The organism is Variovorax paradoxus, assembly GCF_030811855.1.
In the GTDB taxonomy this organism is placed as follows: Bacteria; Pseudomonadota; Gammaproteobacteria; order Burkholderiales; family Burkholderiaceae_C; genus Variovorax; species Variovorax paradoxus_L.
The window spans coordinates 275,384-290,025 of record NZ_JAUSRN010000003.1; the positions used below are offsets into that span (position 1 = coordinate 275,384).

At 66.3% G+C, this 14,642-nt stretch carries 12 protein-coding genes; 7 read left to right on the plus strand and 5 right to left on the minus strand.

All coding sequences use genetic code 11. The annotated features are described in order from the left end of the window. Nucleotides 1-2: 2 nt before the first annotated feature. From ureC to J2X92_RS09280, 4 genes are read right to left on the minus strand one after another with little or no spacing between them, the layout of a single operon-like run. Nucleotides 3-1,751 carry an urease subunit alpha gene (gene ureC, locus J2X92_RS09265; protein WP_307575119.1) on the minus strand — a complete coding sequence of 583 codons (1,749 nt, stop codon included), beginning with the start codon at nucleotides 1,749-1,751 and terminating at the stop codon, nucleotides 3-5. Between the two features lie 3 nt (nucleotides 1,752-1,754). Further along, nucleotides 1,755-2,060: an urease subunit beta gene (locus J2X92_RS09270; RefSeq protein WP_093023697.1), complete on the minus strand. Its 306-nt coding sequence runs from the start codon at nucleotides 2,058-2,060 to the stop codon at nucleotides 1,755-1,757. 17 nt (nucleotides 2,061-2,077) lie between these two features. After that, nucleotides 2,078-2,677 carry a HupE/UreJ family protein gene (locus tag J2X92_RS09275; RefSeq protein WP_307575122.1) on the minus strand — a complete coding sequence of 200 codons (600 nt, stop codon included), beginning with the start codon at nucleotides 2,675-2,677 and terminating at the stop codon, nucleotides 2,078-2,080. Between the two features lie 29 nt (nucleotides 2,678-2,706). Beyond that, complete coding sequence (locus J2X92_RS09280; protein ID WP_015867014.1) at nucleotides 2,707-3,009, minus strand: urease subunit gamma; 303 nt, start codon at nucleotides 3,007-3,009, stop codon at nucleotides 2,707-2,709. A gap of 104 nt (nucleotides 3,010-3,113) precedes the next feature. Here J2X92_RS09280 and J2X92_RS09285 point away from each other — a divergent pair, with 104 nt between their 5' ends. The 3 genes from J2X92_RS09285 to J2X92_RS09295 are packed head-to-tail and all read left to right on the plus strand — an operon-like array spanning nucleotide 3,114 to nucleotide 8,624. Beyond that, nucleotides 3,114-6,743, plus strand: coding sequence for a hybrid sensor histidine kinase/response regulator (locus J2X92_RS09285; RefSeq protein WP_307575125.1), 3,630 nt, complete (start codon nucleotides 3,114-3,116; stop codon nucleotides 6,741-6,743). Between the two features lie 15 nt (nucleotides 6,744-6,758). Then, on the plus strand, nucleotides 6,759-7,868 hold the full coding sequence (locus J2X92_RS09290) for a response regulator transcription factor (RefSeq protein ID WP_307575126.1): 1,110 nt from the start codon (nucleotides 6,759-6,761) through the stop codon (nucleotides 7,866-7,868). A 48-nt stretch (nucleotides 7,869-7,916) separates the two neighbouring features. After that, on the plus strand, nucleotides 7,917-8,624 hold the full coding sequence (locus tag J2X92_RS09295; RefSeq protein ID WP_307575127.1) for a hypothetical protein: 708 nt from the start codon (nucleotides 7,917-7,919) through the stop codon (nucleotides 8,622-8,624). Between the two features lie 25 nt (nucleotides 8,625-8,649). On the opposite strand, the gene J2X92_RS09300 is transcribed toward J2X92_RS09295, so the two are convergent. Continuing rightward, nucleotides 8,650-8,958 carry a hypothetical protein gene (locus J2X92_RS09300; protein WP_062365616.1) on the minus strand — a complete coding sequence of 103 codons (309 nt, stop codon included), beginning with the start codon at nucleotides 8,956-8,958 and terminating at the stop codon, nucleotides 8,650-8,652. A 190-nt stretch (nucleotides 8,959-9,148) separates the two neighbouring features. On the opposite strand from J2X92_RS09300, the gene secA reads away from it, so the two are divergent. The 4 genes from secA to J2X92_RS09320 all read left to right on the plus strand — a co-directional run bounded on the left by secA (nucleotide 9,149) and on the right by J2X92_RS09320 (nucleotide 14,619). After that, complete coding sequence (secA, locus tag J2X92_RS09305; RefSeq protein WP_307575129.1) at nucleotides 9,149-11,941, plus strand: preprotein translocase subunit SecA; 2,793 nt, start codon at nucleotides 9,149-9,151, stop codon at nucleotides 11,939-11,941. 30 nt (nucleotides 11,942-11,971) lie between these two features. Further along, nucleotides 11,972-13,201: a bifunctional glutamate N-acetyltransferase/amino-acid acetyltransferase ArgJ gene (argJ, locus tag J2X92_RS09310; RefSeq protein ID WP_307575131.1), complete on the plus strand. Its 1,230-nt coding sequence runs from the start codon at nucleotides 11,972-11,974 to the stop codon at nucleotides 13,199-13,201. A gap of 84 nt (nucleotides 13,202-13,285) precedes the next feature. After that, the gene (locus J2X92_RS09315; RefSeq protein ID WP_307575133.1) at nucleotides 13,286-14,161 is read left to right on the plus strand and encodes an ATP-binding protein; all 876 of its coding nucleotides are present in this window, start codon (nucleotides 13,286-13,288) and stop codon (nucleotides 14,159-14,161) included. Continuing rightward, nucleotides 14,158-14,619, plus strand: a complete 462-nt coding sequence (locus J2X92_RS09320) for a (deoxy)nucleoside triphosphate pyrophosphohydrolase (RefSeq protein ID WP_307575134.1) — start codon at nucleotides 14,158-14,160, stop codon at nucleotides 14,617-14,619. The genes J2X92_RS09315 and J2X92_RS09320 overlap by 4 nt, the downstream gene beginning before the upstream one ends. Nucleotides 14,620-14,642: the final 23 nt, after the last annotated feature.

Here is a 14,642-nt window from a genome sequence, read left to right on the forward strand (position 1 = left end):
ATCTAGAACAGAAAATACCGCTGCGTCAGCGGCAGCTGCACCGCCGGATCGCAGGTGAGCAGATGCCCGTCGGCGCGCACCGCATAGGTCTGCGCGTCGATCTCCATCTTTGGCGTGTAGCCGTTGTGAATCAGGTCCTTCTTGCGCACGTTGCGGATGTTCTTCACCGCGCTGAGGTGCTTCGCCAGGCCGTATCGTTCCTTGATGCCCGCGGCCAGCCCGGCTTGCGAAACGAAGGTGAGCGAGCTCTTGGCGAGGGAACCGCCATAGCTGCCGAACATCGCCCGGTAGTGCACCGGCTGCGGCGTGGGGATCGACGCGTTGGGGTCGCCCATGGCGGCCATGGCGATGGTGCCGCCCTTGATGAGGGTGAAGGGCTTCACGCCGAAGAAGGCGGGTTTCCAGATCACGATGTCGGCCCACTTGCCGACCTCGAGCGAGCCCACTTCGTGCGCGATGCCGTGCGCAATGGCGGGGTTGATCGTGTACTTGGCGACGTAGCGCTTGGCGCGGAAGTTGTCGTTGCGCTCGTTGCTGTCCAGCGGGTCCGCACCCGTACCGGGCGCAGGTGGCAGCCAGCCGCGCTGCAGCTTCATCTTGTGCGCGGTCTGCCAGCAGCGCAGCACCACTTCGCCCACGCGGCCCATGGCCTGGCTGTCGGAGCTGAACATGCTGATGGCGCCCAGGTCGTGCAGCACGTCTTCGGCGGCAATCGTTTCCTTGCGGATGCGCGACTCGGCAAAGGCCAGGTCCTCGGCAATGCCGGCGTCCAGGTGGTGGCACACCATGAGCATGTCGACGTGTTCGTCGAGCGTATTCACGGTGTAGGGCATGGTCGGGTTGGTGGAAGAGGGGAGGAAGTTCTCCTCGCCCACCACGCGCAGGATGTCGGGTGCATGGCCACCGCCCGCGCCTTCGGTGTGAAAGGCGCAGATCGAGCGGCCGCCCACGGCCGCGATGGTGTTCTCGACAAAGCCCGATTCGTTGAGCGTGTCGCTGTGGATCGCCACCTGCGTGTCGGTGGCGTCGGCCACGTCCAGGCAGTTGCTGATGGCCGAGGGCGTGGTGCCCCAGTCCTCGTGCAGCTTCAGGCCCATGACGCCGGCTTCGATCTGCTCGTGCAGGGCATCGGGCAGGCTGGCGTTGCCCTTGCCCAGGAAGCCCAGGTTCATGGGGAATGCATCGGCGGCCTGCAGCATGCGTTCGATGTGCCACGGGCCGGGCGTGGCGGTGGTCGCGAAGGTGCCTGTGGCCGGGCCAGTGCCGCCGCCGAGCATGGTGGTCACGCCCGAAGCGAGCGCTTCCTCGATCTGCTGCGGGCAGATGAAGTGGATGTGGCTGTCGATGCCGCCGGCCGTGACGATGTTGCCCTCGCAGCTGATGATCTCGGTGCCTGGGCCGATGATGATGTCCACGCCCGGCTGCACGTCGGGGTTGCCGGCCTTGCCGATGGCGGCAATGCGGCCGTCCTTCAGGCCGATGTCGGCCTTCACGATGCCCCAGTGGTCGAGGATCAGCGCGTTGGTCAGCACGGTGTCGACGGCGCCTTGCGCCCTTGTGCGCTGCGACTGGGCCATGCCATCGCGAATGGTCTTGCCGCCGCCGAATTTGACTTCTTCGCCGTAGCCGCCTGCGCGCAGCGTGTAGTCGGCTTCCACTTCGATCAGCAGATCGGTGTCGGCGAGACGAACCCGGTCGCCCACGGTCGGGCCGAAGATCTCGGCGTACGCACGCCTTCCAATCGTTGCCATGGCTTAGAGCTTTCCTTGGATGAGGCCGCGAAAGCCATAGACGATGCGATCGCCAGAGAAGTCGACCAGCTCGACCGTGCGCTGCTGGCCCGGTTCGAAGCGCACGGCGGCGCCCGAAGCGATGTTGAGCCGCATGCCGCGCGCGGCCTCGCGGTCGAAGCCGAGCGCGCCATTGGTTTCGGCAAAGTGATAGTGCGATCCGACCTGGATCGGCCGGTCGGCGGTGTTCTGCACCACCAGCGTGAGCGTGCGGCGGCCAGGGTTGAGCGTGTGCTCGCCCTCGTCGGTGAAAAGTTCGCCGGGTGTCATGGTGGCGGTGCCTTTGTTCAGACGGCCTGCGAGAGAAGCGTGGCGCCCAACGCCACCACGGCAGCACCCGCCAACCGCGGCAGCCAGGCATTGGCATGGCGCAGCGCCCAGCCGAGCCCGATGCCCGCGAGGTGCAGCAGCACGGTGGCGCCGACCATGCCGGCCAGCGTCAATGCCGCGCCCTGTTCGCTCGCGAGTTCGTGGCCGTGCGCCACGCCGTGGAAGATGGCGAACACGCCCACCACCGCCGCGGCCACCGCGGCCGGCAGGTGAATGCGCGTGGCAACCAGCAGGCCCAGCACCAGCAGCGAGGCCGCGATCATCGGTTCAACGGCCGGCAACTGCACGCCGGCCAGTCCCATCAGCGCACCCACGAGCAGCATGCCCGCGAAGGCCAGCGGTGCCCACAGCAGATCGGGCCAGGCACGGCGCGCGGCTAGCGCACTCCACAGGCCGACCGCGACCATGGCCGCGAGGTGGTCGGCGCCCGTGAGCGGGTGCATAAAGCCGGTGACGAAACCGTGATGCATCCCACCGTCGACGCCGGTGTGTGCGCTGGCCGCCAACGGCAGCAGCAGGGCGGCGAGGGCAAGGGTCTTGGAGGCGTGGTGGCGCATGACAGGTCTTTCTTTTTCTGGAGTAGGAGTCAGACGATGGGCTGGTGAACGGTGACCAGCTTGGTTCCGTCCGGGAAGGTGGCTTCCACCTGGATGTCCGGGATCATTTCGGCGATGCCATCCATCACGTCGGCGCGGGTGAGCACCGTGCGGCCTTCGCTCATGAGCGCCGCAACGCTCTTGCCGTCGCGGGCGCCTTCCATCACGGCGGCGGAGATCAGGGCGACGGCTTCGGGGTAGTTGAGCTTCAGCCCCCGCGCCTTGCGGCGTTCTGCCAGCAATGCTGCGGTGAAGATCAGCAGCTTGTCTTTTTCGCGGGGGGTCAGTTCCATGTGGGCGGCATCGGATGGCGTTGAGGTCGGCCATTATTGGGCAGGCTTCGGCTTTGCAACAGTCGTGCCGGTGTTCGCCAAACGACGTATGGATGGCACGAAAGATGCACCGAAACGGTGTGAACCCCGCCGAGACTTCCACCAGCCCCGACGACGCACCCCAGCGCATCGTCAAGGTGCGGCGCGACTACAACAGCTGGGTCGCGAGCGAAACGCTCGAGGACTACGCCCTGCGCTACACGCCGCAGCGCTTTCGCAAATGGTCTGAATGGCGGGTCGCCAACACGGCCTTCGGGGCTGCGTCGTTCCTCATCCTCGAGGCGGTCGGCGCCACGCTGCTGGTGAAGTACGGCTTTGCCAACGCTTTCTGGGCAATTTTGGCGACGGGGCTCATCATCTTCCTGGCGGGGCTGCCGATCAGTGTGTATGCCGCGCGCTACGGCGTCGACATGGACCTGCTCACGCGCGGGGCAGGCTTCGGCTACATCGGCTCCACGCTCACATCGCTCATCTACGCGTCATTCACCTTCATCTTCTTCGCGCTCGAGGCGGCGGTGATGGCCTATGCGCTTGAGCTCGCGCTGGGCGTGCCGCCGGTCTGGGGCTACCTGGTGTGCGCGCTGGTGGTGATTCCGCTTGTCACCCACGGCGTTTCGGCCATCAGCCGGCTGCAGCTGTGGACGCAACCGCTCTGGCTGGTGATGCTGGTGGTGCCTTTTGTCTTCGTACTCGTGCGCGATCCTGGTGCGTTCGCGGGTATCGTGCACTACAACGGGTCGAAGGCAAGCACCAAAGGCTTCGATCTGCACCTATTTGGCGCTGCCCTGACGGTCGGCATCGCGTTGATCACCCAGATGGGGGAACAGGCGGATTACCTGCGCTTCATGCCCGCGCGCACGGCAGGAAGCGCGCGGCGCTGGTGGGCGGGCGTGCTGGCCGGCGGGCCAGGGTGGGTGGTGCTGGGGGTGGTCAAGATGCTGGGCGGCGCGCTGCTGGCCTACCTGGCCATCACCCACATGGTGCCGGTCGAGCGCGCAGTCGATCCGAACCAGATGTACCTGGCGGCCTATGAGTACGTATTCCCCAACTACGGCTGGGCCGTGGCCGCGACCGCACTGTTCGTGGTGATCTCGCAGCTCAAGATCAACGTGACCAACGCCTACGCGGGTTCGCTGGCCTGGAGCAATTTTTTCTCGCGCGTGGCGCACAGCCACCCGGGGCGGGTGGTGTGGGTGGTGTTCAACGCGCTCATCGCCTTCATGCTGATGGAGATGAACGTGTTCGAGGCGCTGGGAGACGTGCTCGGCCTTTTTGCCAACATCGCCATCGCCTGGATGATGGCCGTGGTGGCCGACCTGGTCATCAACAAGCCGCTGGGCCTGTCGCCGCCCGGCATCGAGTTCAAGCGGGCGCATCTGTGGGACATCAATCCGGTGGGCGTGGGTGCGATGGCGCTGGCCTCGGTGTTGTCCATCACCGCGCACCTCGGGGTCTTCGGACCCTTGGCCCAGTCCTTTTCGGCGCTCATCGCGCTGGGCACGGCGCTGGTTGTTTCGCCGTTGCTCGCGTGGGCCACGGGCGGCAAGTACTACCTGGCGAGGGGTTCGGTGGCCCATGGCGCGGTGCCCTTCGCTCCGACAGCGGGCCCGCGCGCAGTCCGCTGGGCACGGGTCGAGCACGATGCGTACGAGGGTGGTGCGGAAGGCAGCTATCAGCGCCTGAAGGTGCAGCACTGCGTGATCTGCGAACGCGAGTACGAAGGTCCCGACATGGCGCACTGTCCCGCGTACCAGGGGGCGATCTGCTCGCTGTGCTGCACGCTCGATGCGCGCTGCGGCGACCTGTGCAAGCCGCATGCAAGCCTTTCGGCGCAGTGGTCGTCGGCGCTGCGCTGGCTCTTGCCGCGCTTCAGCTGGCGCTATCTGGACACGGGCCTTGGGCACTTCCTGCTGCTGATGCTGATCATCGTGCCGGTGCTGGCCGTGGTGTTCGGTGTGCTCTACCAGCAGGAGCTGCGCGCATGGAGCGAAAGTGCGCTGCAGATCGCCTCGCAGTCGGAACTGGCCGAAGCTCTGGCCGGCGTGGAGCAGTCGTCGCTGCGCTCGGGTTTTCTCAAGGCCTACATGGCGCTGTTGGTGATCGCCGGCGTGGTGGCCTGGTGGCTGGTGCTGGCGCACCAGAGCCGCCGGGTCGCGCAGGAAGAGTCGAACCGCCAGACCCATTTGCTGATGCGCGAGATCGAGCTGCACCGCGCCACTGACCGCGCGCTGCAGTCGGCCAAGCAGACGGCGGAAGAAGCGCGCGAAGTCGCCGAGCAGGCCAAGCTCGCGGCCGAGGAGGCCCGTCGCGCTGCCGACCAGGCCAACCAGGCCAAGAGCCGCTACATCAGCGCCATCAGCCACGAGTTGCGCACGCCGCTCAACAGCATTCTGGGCTATGCGCAGCTGATGGGCGAAGACCAGTCCGTGCCGCCGCACCGCCAGCAGGCGGTGGCGGTGATCAAGCGCGGCGGCGAGCACTTGCTGTCGCTCATCGAGGGCACGCTGGCCATTGCACACATCGAGGCCGGCAAACTCACGTTGCATGCCAGGCCCATGCGCTTTGCCGACACCCTGCGCGAGCTGGCCGACATGTTCGAGCTGCAGGCCGCCGAGAAGGGGCTGCGCTTTAGCTTCGAGACCACGGGCGGCTTGCCCGAGGTGGTGCGCACCGACGAAAAACGGGTGTGCCAGATCCTCATCAACCTGCTGGGCAACGCCATCAAGTTCACGGCCGCGGGCGAGGTGACGCTGCGGCTTTCGTATGCGCGCGAATTCGCCTCGGTCGAGATCGAGGACACCGGGCCCGGCATGACGCCTGCAGACATCGAGCGGATTTTCGAGCCCTTTACGCGGGGCGACGCGGCCGCGGCCGCATCGCCCGGCGCAGGGCTGGGCCTCACCATCGCGAAGATGCTGACCGACCTGATGGGCGGCGAGATGAAGGTGAGCAGCACGCCCGGGAAGGGCTCGCTGTTCCGCGTGCGGCTCTTCTTGCCGCGCGTGCACGACGCGGCGGGTGCTGCAGGCCGGCCGGTCCCGGTGCAGCGCGCTCGGCGCGGCTACGAAGGCCCTCGCCGGAGGCTGCTGGTGGTCGACAACGAGGAGGCCGACCGCGACCTGCTCGGTCACGTGCTGTCGCCGCTCGGTTTCGACTTGCGCACCGCCGCCAGCGGCCACGACGCGCTGGACCTCATCGCGGCCGGCTACCGGCCCGATGCGATGTTCGTCGACCTCGCCATGCCGGGCATCGACGGATGGGAGACGATTCGCCGCGCGCGAAAGCTCGGCCTGGCAGAAGCATCGGTGGCCATCGTCTCGGCCAATGCCTTCGACAAGGGCCTGGACAACGACGTGGGCATTGCGCCGGAAGATTTTTTCGTCAAGCCGGTGCGCCATACGGAACTGCTCGACTGGCTCGAACGCCGCCTCGGCCTGCGATGGACGGACAGTGCCGCCAAGCCGCCGCCCGCCGCCGAGCCGCTGGCCATGCAGGCGCCTTCGCTTTCCAGGCTGCGCGCTCTCGACGAAGCGGTGAGCCTGGGCTATTTTCGCGGCATCATGAACCAGCTCGACGAGATCGACACCGAACAGCCCGAATGCATGGCGTGGACCGAGGCGCAGCGCGTGCTCGCGCGCCAGTTCCAGTTCGAGGCCATGGGCCGGGCGCTGGCCGCCGCGGTGAGCGCGGCCTGAAGAACAACAAGTCCCATGGAAACCACACCACTTGCAAGAACGCTGCGTGAACAGGGGGCCAACAGCGACCTGGTCCTGATCGTCGACGACGTGCCCGACAACCTCGCGGTGCTGCACGACGCGCTCGACGAGTCGGGCTACACCGTGCTGATTGCCACCAGCGGCGAGCAGGCGCTGCAGCGGGCGGCGCAGGCGCGGCCCGACATCGTGCTGCTCGACGCGATGATGCCGGGCATCGACGGCTTCGAGGTGGCGCGCCGGCTCAAGGCCGATGCCGCGACGGCGCACATCCCCATCGTGTTCATGACCGGGCTCACCGAAACCGAGCACTTGGTCGCGGCGCTGGAGGCCGGCGGTGTCGACTACGTCACCAAGCCGATCAAGCCCAAGGAAGTGTTGGCACGCATGAACGTGCACCTGCAGGGCGCCCGCCGCGCCCGGCAGGATGCGCGGCAGGCCGGCCAGGCGCGCAATGCGCTCGACGCCTTCGGCTACGCCAGCATTACCGTGCGCCTGCCCGAGGGCAAGCTGATCTGGCAGACGGCGCTCGCGCGCGATTTGCTGCAGCGCTACTGCGACACCCGTGCACCCGAGACGCCGCCCGTGGTACTCGAGTGGCTGCGGCGCCACGCGCCCGATGCCCGGCAGCAGGGCATCGAGCCGCCGGCGCTTTCGATCGTGCGGCCGAGCGTGGGGGGCACGCCGAGCGCCGCCGGGCCGCCCCAAGGCGAGAGCGGCCCCCTCGGGGGGCAGCGAGGACACGCAGTGCCGAGCGTGGGGGCCATGCCAACCGCGAGCAGCCTCAGCCTTCGCCTGCATCGGCAGACCGGCCAGGACGATGACGGCGACGAGTGGATGATCGTCATGCGCGAGGTTTCAGACACTGCCGTGATCGAAGCCATGAGCCTGAGCCTGAAGCTCACGGCGCGCGAGGCCGAGGTGCTCTACTGGGTGGTGAAGGGCAAAACCAACAAGGACATCGGCGAAATTCTCGGCAGCAGCCCCGCCACGGCCAAGAAGCACCTGGAGCGGGTGTACGTGAAGCTTGGCGTCGAGACCCGCACGGCCGCTGCCGGGGTGGCCATCAAGCGCATTCGCGAGTTGCAGCCGCAGTTCGAAATTTAAGGGCGCCTGCCGTCCCTAGAATCGCCGGGTCCTCGGGGGATGCTGGCGATGAACGACAACAGACGCAGAACAACGATTCGACCGGCGCGAAACGCCTGGCTGCTTGGCATCGCCTTCGTTCTGGCGAGTGCGGGCGCGCAGGCTGGCGGGCATTTCGATGTCGACGATGCCGGCACGCTCGATCCGGGCCAATGCCAGTACGAAGCTTGGTGGGGCCGCACCGGAGCCGAGCCCGTGACCGTTCTGCACGTCGGACCGGCCTGCCGCGTGGGACCGGTCGAACTGGGGCTGAACCTCGACCGGCTTTCGGCAGAGGGCGTGCGCTCGGTCGTTGCGGGCCCGCAACTCAAATGGAATTTCTTCGGCCCGGCGACCGATGCGCCGTTGAGCGCGGCATTGTCGGTTGGCGCCGTATTCGACCTGAAGCGCGGCGGCCGCGCGGGCGGACAGTTGGTGCTGCCGGTCACCTGGCGCCCGACGGGCAGCCTGCAGATCCACGCCAATCTGGGCGCCGACTGGGCCACCGGCACCGGAGTTCGCACGGCGCGCGGCGGGCTGGCGGCGGAGTGGGCGCTCGATGACAAGCTCTCGCTGATCGCTGAGCGCAGCCGCGCCTCGGGCTTATGGACGTCGCGCATTGGCGGGCGCTTCAGCCTCACGCCGCTGATCAGCGTTGACGTCAGCGCTTCCAGGACCGGGCCGCAGCACGTGCGCGGCTTTGTCGTGGGACTGAACCACGAGTTTTCCTGGAAGTAGCGGCAATCCCGGCCCGGCTCTGCGGTCAGCGGCCGGATTGCACCTTGATTCGGATCGTGTTCACGTCCCAGCCCTTGCTGCGCAACCGGGTGACAAGCATCGGCGACAGCTGGCGCAGCTTGGCGGCGGCTGCGCTGCCGTTGACCAGCAGGCACCACACGTCCCCTTCAGCGGGGCCGGCCTGCACTGCGGGGCGCATGGCTGGCGGAATCAGCCCTTCGACAGCCCGCAGCCGTTCGTTGGCGTCGCGCGCACGCGCAATCAGGCTTGCCAGGGTGGGCGAACCTTCGGCGGCCTGCTGCAGCGTGAACGGGGGGACGGAGCGGCGATTCATGGGTAATCCGGAAGGGGGAACAAGGGCAGCTAAAATGCCCGGTTTGCCGACGCTTGCGCCGGCAGATCGGTCTGGTGCCGCTTGCTTTCGAGGCTTGCATTCGAAGAAGGCGCGCCCAACTGCTTTCACCATATCTTAGGGAATCCGGTCGCAGTGCCTGTGTGTCAGGTGCCCGCCCATCTCCACGCCAATGGCAACCAACTTCCTGACCCAGATTTTCGGCAGTCGCAACGACCGGCTCCTCAAGCAGTATCGCAAGACGGTGGAGCGCATCAATGCGCTCGAACCCGAGTTCGAGAAGCTCAGCGACGACGGGCTGCGCGCCAAGACGCAGGAGTTCAAGGACCGCATCGCCAAGGGCGAGACCCTCGATGCCGTGCTGCCGGAGGCCTTCGCTACCGTGCGCGAAGGCTCCAAGCGCGTCATGAAGATGCGCCATTTCGACGTGCAGCTGCTGGGCGGCATGGCGCTGCACAACGGAAAGATCGCCGAAATGCGCACCGGCGAAGGCAAGACCCTGACCGCCACGCTGCCGGTGTATTTGAACGCGCTCACTGGCAACGGCGTCCACGTGGTCACCGTGAACGACTACCTCGCCAATCGCGACGCACAGTGGATGGGCCGCCTATACAACTTCCTGGGGCTTTCGGTGGGCATCAACCTGCCGCAGATGCCGCGGGAAGAAAAGCAGCAGGCCTACGGCAGCGACATCACCTACGGCACCAACAACGAATACGGCTTCGACTACCTGCGCGACAACATGGTGTACGAGCCCGGCGACCGGGTTCAGCGCGGCCTGAACTACGCCATCGTCGACGAGGTGGACTCGATTCTGATCGACGAAGCCCGCACGCCGCTGATCATCAGCGGCCAGGCCGAAGACCATACCGACCTGTACCTGGCCATCAACAAGGTGGTGCCGCTCTTGACCAAGCAAGAGGGCGAGGCCGATCCGCGCACGGGCGAAGGCGTCACGGTGCCGGGCGACTTCACCGTCGATGAGAAGACGCACCAGGTGTTCCTGACCGAAGACGGCCATGAGAAGGCCGAGCAGCTCTTGAGCGAATTCAAGCTGCTGCCCGAAGGCGCCTCGCTCTACGACCCGGCCAACATCACGCTGATGCACCACCTGAACGCGGCGCTGCGTGCACGGCACCTGTACCACCGCGACCAGCATTACGTGGTGCAGCAGGGCGAGGTCGTCATCGTCGACGAATTCACCGGCCGCCTGATGACCGGCCGCCGCTGGAGCGACGGCCTGCACCAGGCCGTGGAAGCCAAGGAAGGCGTGCAGATCCAGGCGGAGAACCAGACGCTTGCCTCCATCACCTTCCAGAACTATTTCCGCCTGTACAACAAGCTGGCCGGCATGACCGGCACGGCCGACACCGAGGCCTACGAGTTCCAGGAAATCTACGGTCTCGAGACCGTCATCATTCCGCCAAACCGCATCAGCAAGCGAGACGACCAGCTCGACCGCGTCTACAAGACCACGCGCGAAAAGTACGAAGCGGCAATCCAGGACATCCGCGAGTGCTACGAGCGCGGCCAGCCGGTGCTGGTGGGCACCTCGTCGATCGAGAACTCCGAAATCATCGACGGCCTGCTCACCAAAGCCGACCTGCCGCACCAGGTGCTCAACGCCAAGCAGCATGCGCGCGAAGCCGACATCGTGGCGCAGGCCGGCCGCGCGAAGATGATCACCATCGCGACCAACATGGCCGGCCGCGGTACTGACATCGTGCTGGGCGGCAACATCGAGAAGATGATCGAGGCGATCGAGAACGACGAAGGTCGCGACGAAGCCACCAAAGAGGCGGACATCGCGCACGTGCGCGCCGAATGGACCAAGGACCACGAGTTCGTGAAGTCGCTCGGCGGTCTGCGCATCATCGCGACCGAGCGCCATGAGTCGCGCCGCATCGACAACCAGCTGCGCGGCCGTTCGGGTCGGCAGGGCGACCCGGGCTCCTCGCGCTTCTACCTGAGCCTGGACGATCCGTTGATGCGCATCTTCGCGGGCGACCGCGTGAAGGCGATCATGGACCGCCTCAAGATGCCCGATGGCGAAGCCATCGAAGCTGGCATCGTCACGCGCAGCATCGAGAGCGCGCAGCGCAAGGTCGAGGCGCGCAACTTCGACATCCGCAAGCAGCTGCTCGAATACGACGACGTGTCGAACGACCAGCGCAAGGTGATCTACCAGCAGCGCAACGACATCCTCGACGCGGCCGACCTCACGGCGCAGATTGCGGCGCTGCGCGAAGGCTGCTTTACCGACCTCGTGCGGCAATACGTGCCGTCCGAATCGGTCGAGGAACAATGGGACCTCGACGCCCTGGAGAAGACCCTCTTCAACGAGTGGGGCATCGACATGCCGCTCAAGAAGGAAATCGAGGCAGCCGAAGCCGTGGCCGACGAGGACATCGTCGAAAAGGTGGTCAATGCCGCCAACGACAGCTTCGGCGCCAAGGTCGCGCTCATCGGCCAGGAAAACTTCACCCAGTTCGAGCGCATGGTGCTGCTGCAGAGCATCGATACGCACTGGCGCGAGCACCTTGCCTCGCTCGACTACCTGCGCCAGGGCATTCACCTGCGCGGCTATGCGCAGAAGCAGCCCAAGCAGGAATACAAGCGCGAAGCCTTCGAGCTCTTCGGCCAGCTGCTCGATTCGGTCAAGAACGAAGTCACGCGCCAGCTCATGACGGTGCGCGTGCAGTCGGGCGAGCAACTCGAAGAAGCGGCTGAAGCGCTCGAGAGCCGCGGCGAGAACGTCTCGAACATCACCTACAGCGCGCCGACCGAAACCGGCGAAGTCGAGGTTCGCCTGGACGAGGAAAACCAGCGCCGCATCGCGGCCGCGGGCCTGGGGCTCGGCAGTCTGAGTGCAGAAGCTGCGGCGTTCGCACGCGTCGGCCGCAACGACCCATGCCCATGCGGCAGCGGCAAGAAATACAAGCACTGCCACGGCAAGCTCAGCTGACCCAGAAACATCCGAAGAGAAATTACCGCCATGCCCGTGAACCTGTCCGCTCCTGATCCTGCCGCCTTGTTCGCGGTGCCCGGCGTCCGCATCGGCGTGGCCGAAGCGGGCGTGCGCAAGGCGAACCGCAAGGACCTGACCGTCGTGCTGATCGATGAAGGCTCTGCGGTTGGCGGCGTGTTCACCCAGAATCGCTTCTGCGCCGCACCGGTGCAGGTCTGCCGCGACCACCTGGCCGCCAACTACGGCATTCGCGCAATGGTGATCAACACTGGCAACGCCAATGCAGGCACGGGCGAAGACGGCCTGATGCGCACGCGTTCCACCTGCATCGCGCTGGCGCGCCACCTGGAAATCGCGCCCGAGCAGATCCTGCCGTTCTCGACCGGCGTGATCATGGAGCCGCTGCCCGTGGACCGCATCGAAGCCGGCCTGCCCGCCGCGCTGGCCGACGCTTCGGAGAACCACTGGGCACGTGCCGCCGAAGGCATCATGACCACCGACACGATCCCGAAGGCTTTCAGCCAGCAGGTCCAGGTCGGCGGCGCCACGGTCACCATCACCGGCATCAGCAAGGGCGCCGGCATGATCCGACCGAACATGGCGACTATGCTGGGCTTCATGGCCACCGACGCGAAGATCGACCCGTCGCTGATCCAGCCGCTTGCCAAGTTGTTGGCGGATGCTTCGTTCAACCGCGTGACGATCGACGGCGACACTTCGACCAACGATTCGTTCGTGGTCATTGCCACGCAGAAGGCCACGCACGCCACCATCACCTCGCTGGAGTCGGCCGACGGCCAAGCGCTGGTGACCGCCATGCAGAACGTGGCGCGCCAGCTGGCGCAAGCGATCGTGCGCGACGGTGAAGGCGCGACCAAGTTCATCACCATCCAGGTCGAAGGCGGGCGCAGCGCGGACGAGTGCAAGCAGGTGGCCTACGCCGTCGCGCACTCGCCGCTGGTCAAGACCGCGTTCTTCGCCAGCGATCCGAACCTGGGCCGCATCCTGGCGGCAGTGGGCTATGCGGGCATTGCCGATCTGGACCAGACCGGCATCGACCTGTTCCTCGACGACGTGCACGTGGCGGTCAAGGGCGGGCGCAATCCGTCGTATGGCGAGGAAGACGGCCAACGAGTGATGAAGCAGAGCGAGATCACGGTGCGCATCGTCTTGGGCCGCGGCAACGCGAGCGAGACCGTGTGGACCTGCGACCTGAGCCACGAGTACGTGACCATCAACGCCGACTACAGGTCATGATGATGCCCCCACGCTCCGCACTTCGTGTCGTCGCTGCCCCCCGAGGGGGCGCTCAACGCCCTTCGGGCGGCCGGGCGGGCGTCGATGAATGAAAAGTTCGAAAAGCTGATCGAACGTGCCGAACAGCTGATCGGCCGCATCGAGTCGATCTTGCCGCAGCCGCTGTCGGCGCCTGCTGACTGGAACGCATCGATCGCCTGGCGGTACCGCCGCCGCAGCTCGGGTCATGGCGTCCTCGAACCTGTGAAGCACGTGGCTGCCATGGCACTTGATTCGCTGAAGGAAATCGACGTTCAGAAAGAAAAGATCGAACGCAACACGCGCCAGTTCGTCGAGGGCAAACCGGCCAACAACGTGCTGCTGACCGGTGCGCGCGGTACGGGAAAATCGTCGCTCATCCGCGCCTGCCTGCAGGCCTATGCGCCGCAGGGGCTGCGTCTGATCGAAGTCGACAAGGCCGAGCTGACCGACCTGCCCGACATCGTCGAGGTGGTGTCGCAGCGGCCCGAAAAATTCATCGTGTTCAGCGACGATCTGAGCTTCGACGAAGGCGAGCCCGGCTACAAGGCACTTAAGTCGATCCTGGACGGCTCGATTGCTGCAGCCACGCCCAACGTGCTGATCTACGCGACCAGCAACCGGCGCCACCTGCTGCCGGAATACATGAAGGACAACCTCAGCTACACCCATACCGAGGATGGCGAAGTGCATCCCGGCGAAGTGATCGAGGAGAAGATCTCGCTGTCCGAGCGCTTTGGCCTGTGGGTGAGCTTCTATCCTTTCAGCCAGAACGAATACCTGGCGATCGTCGCGCAGTGGCTGTCGTCGTTCGGCGTCGACAAGGCCGCCATCGAGGCTGCGCGCCCCGAGGCGCTGGTGTGGGCGCTGGAGCGCGGCTCGCGCAGCGGCCGCGTGGCCTACCAGTTTGCGCGTGACTACGCCGGGCGGGCTTCCGCATGAGCGCACAGCCGGAGGCCCAAGGCCGCAAGCACACCGAGGTGGCTGTCGGCGTATTGATTCGCCCGGCCGACGACGCGCTGCTGCTGTCGACACGGCCCGAAGGCAAGGCCTATGCCGGCTACTGGGAATTTCCGGGCGGCAAGATCGAGCCCGGCGAAACGGTGGAGCAGGCGCTGCGCCGCGAGCTGCACGAAGAACTGGGCATCACCATCGCGGGCGCCGAGGTCTGGAAAGTGACCGAGCACGACTACCCGCATGCGCTGGTGCGACTGCACTGGTGCAAGGTCACGGCCTGGAGCGGCGAATTCGAGATGCGCGAAGGGCAGGCCATGCGCTGGCAGCAGCTGCCTTTGGACGTGGCCCCGGTGCTGCCGGGCGCGCTGCCGGTGCTCGAGTGGCTGACCCAGGAGCGCGGGCTGCCCGCGTCGGCGGCGCAGGCCGTTTCGACCCTGGCCTGATGGGCCCGGTCGCGAGGGCGGGC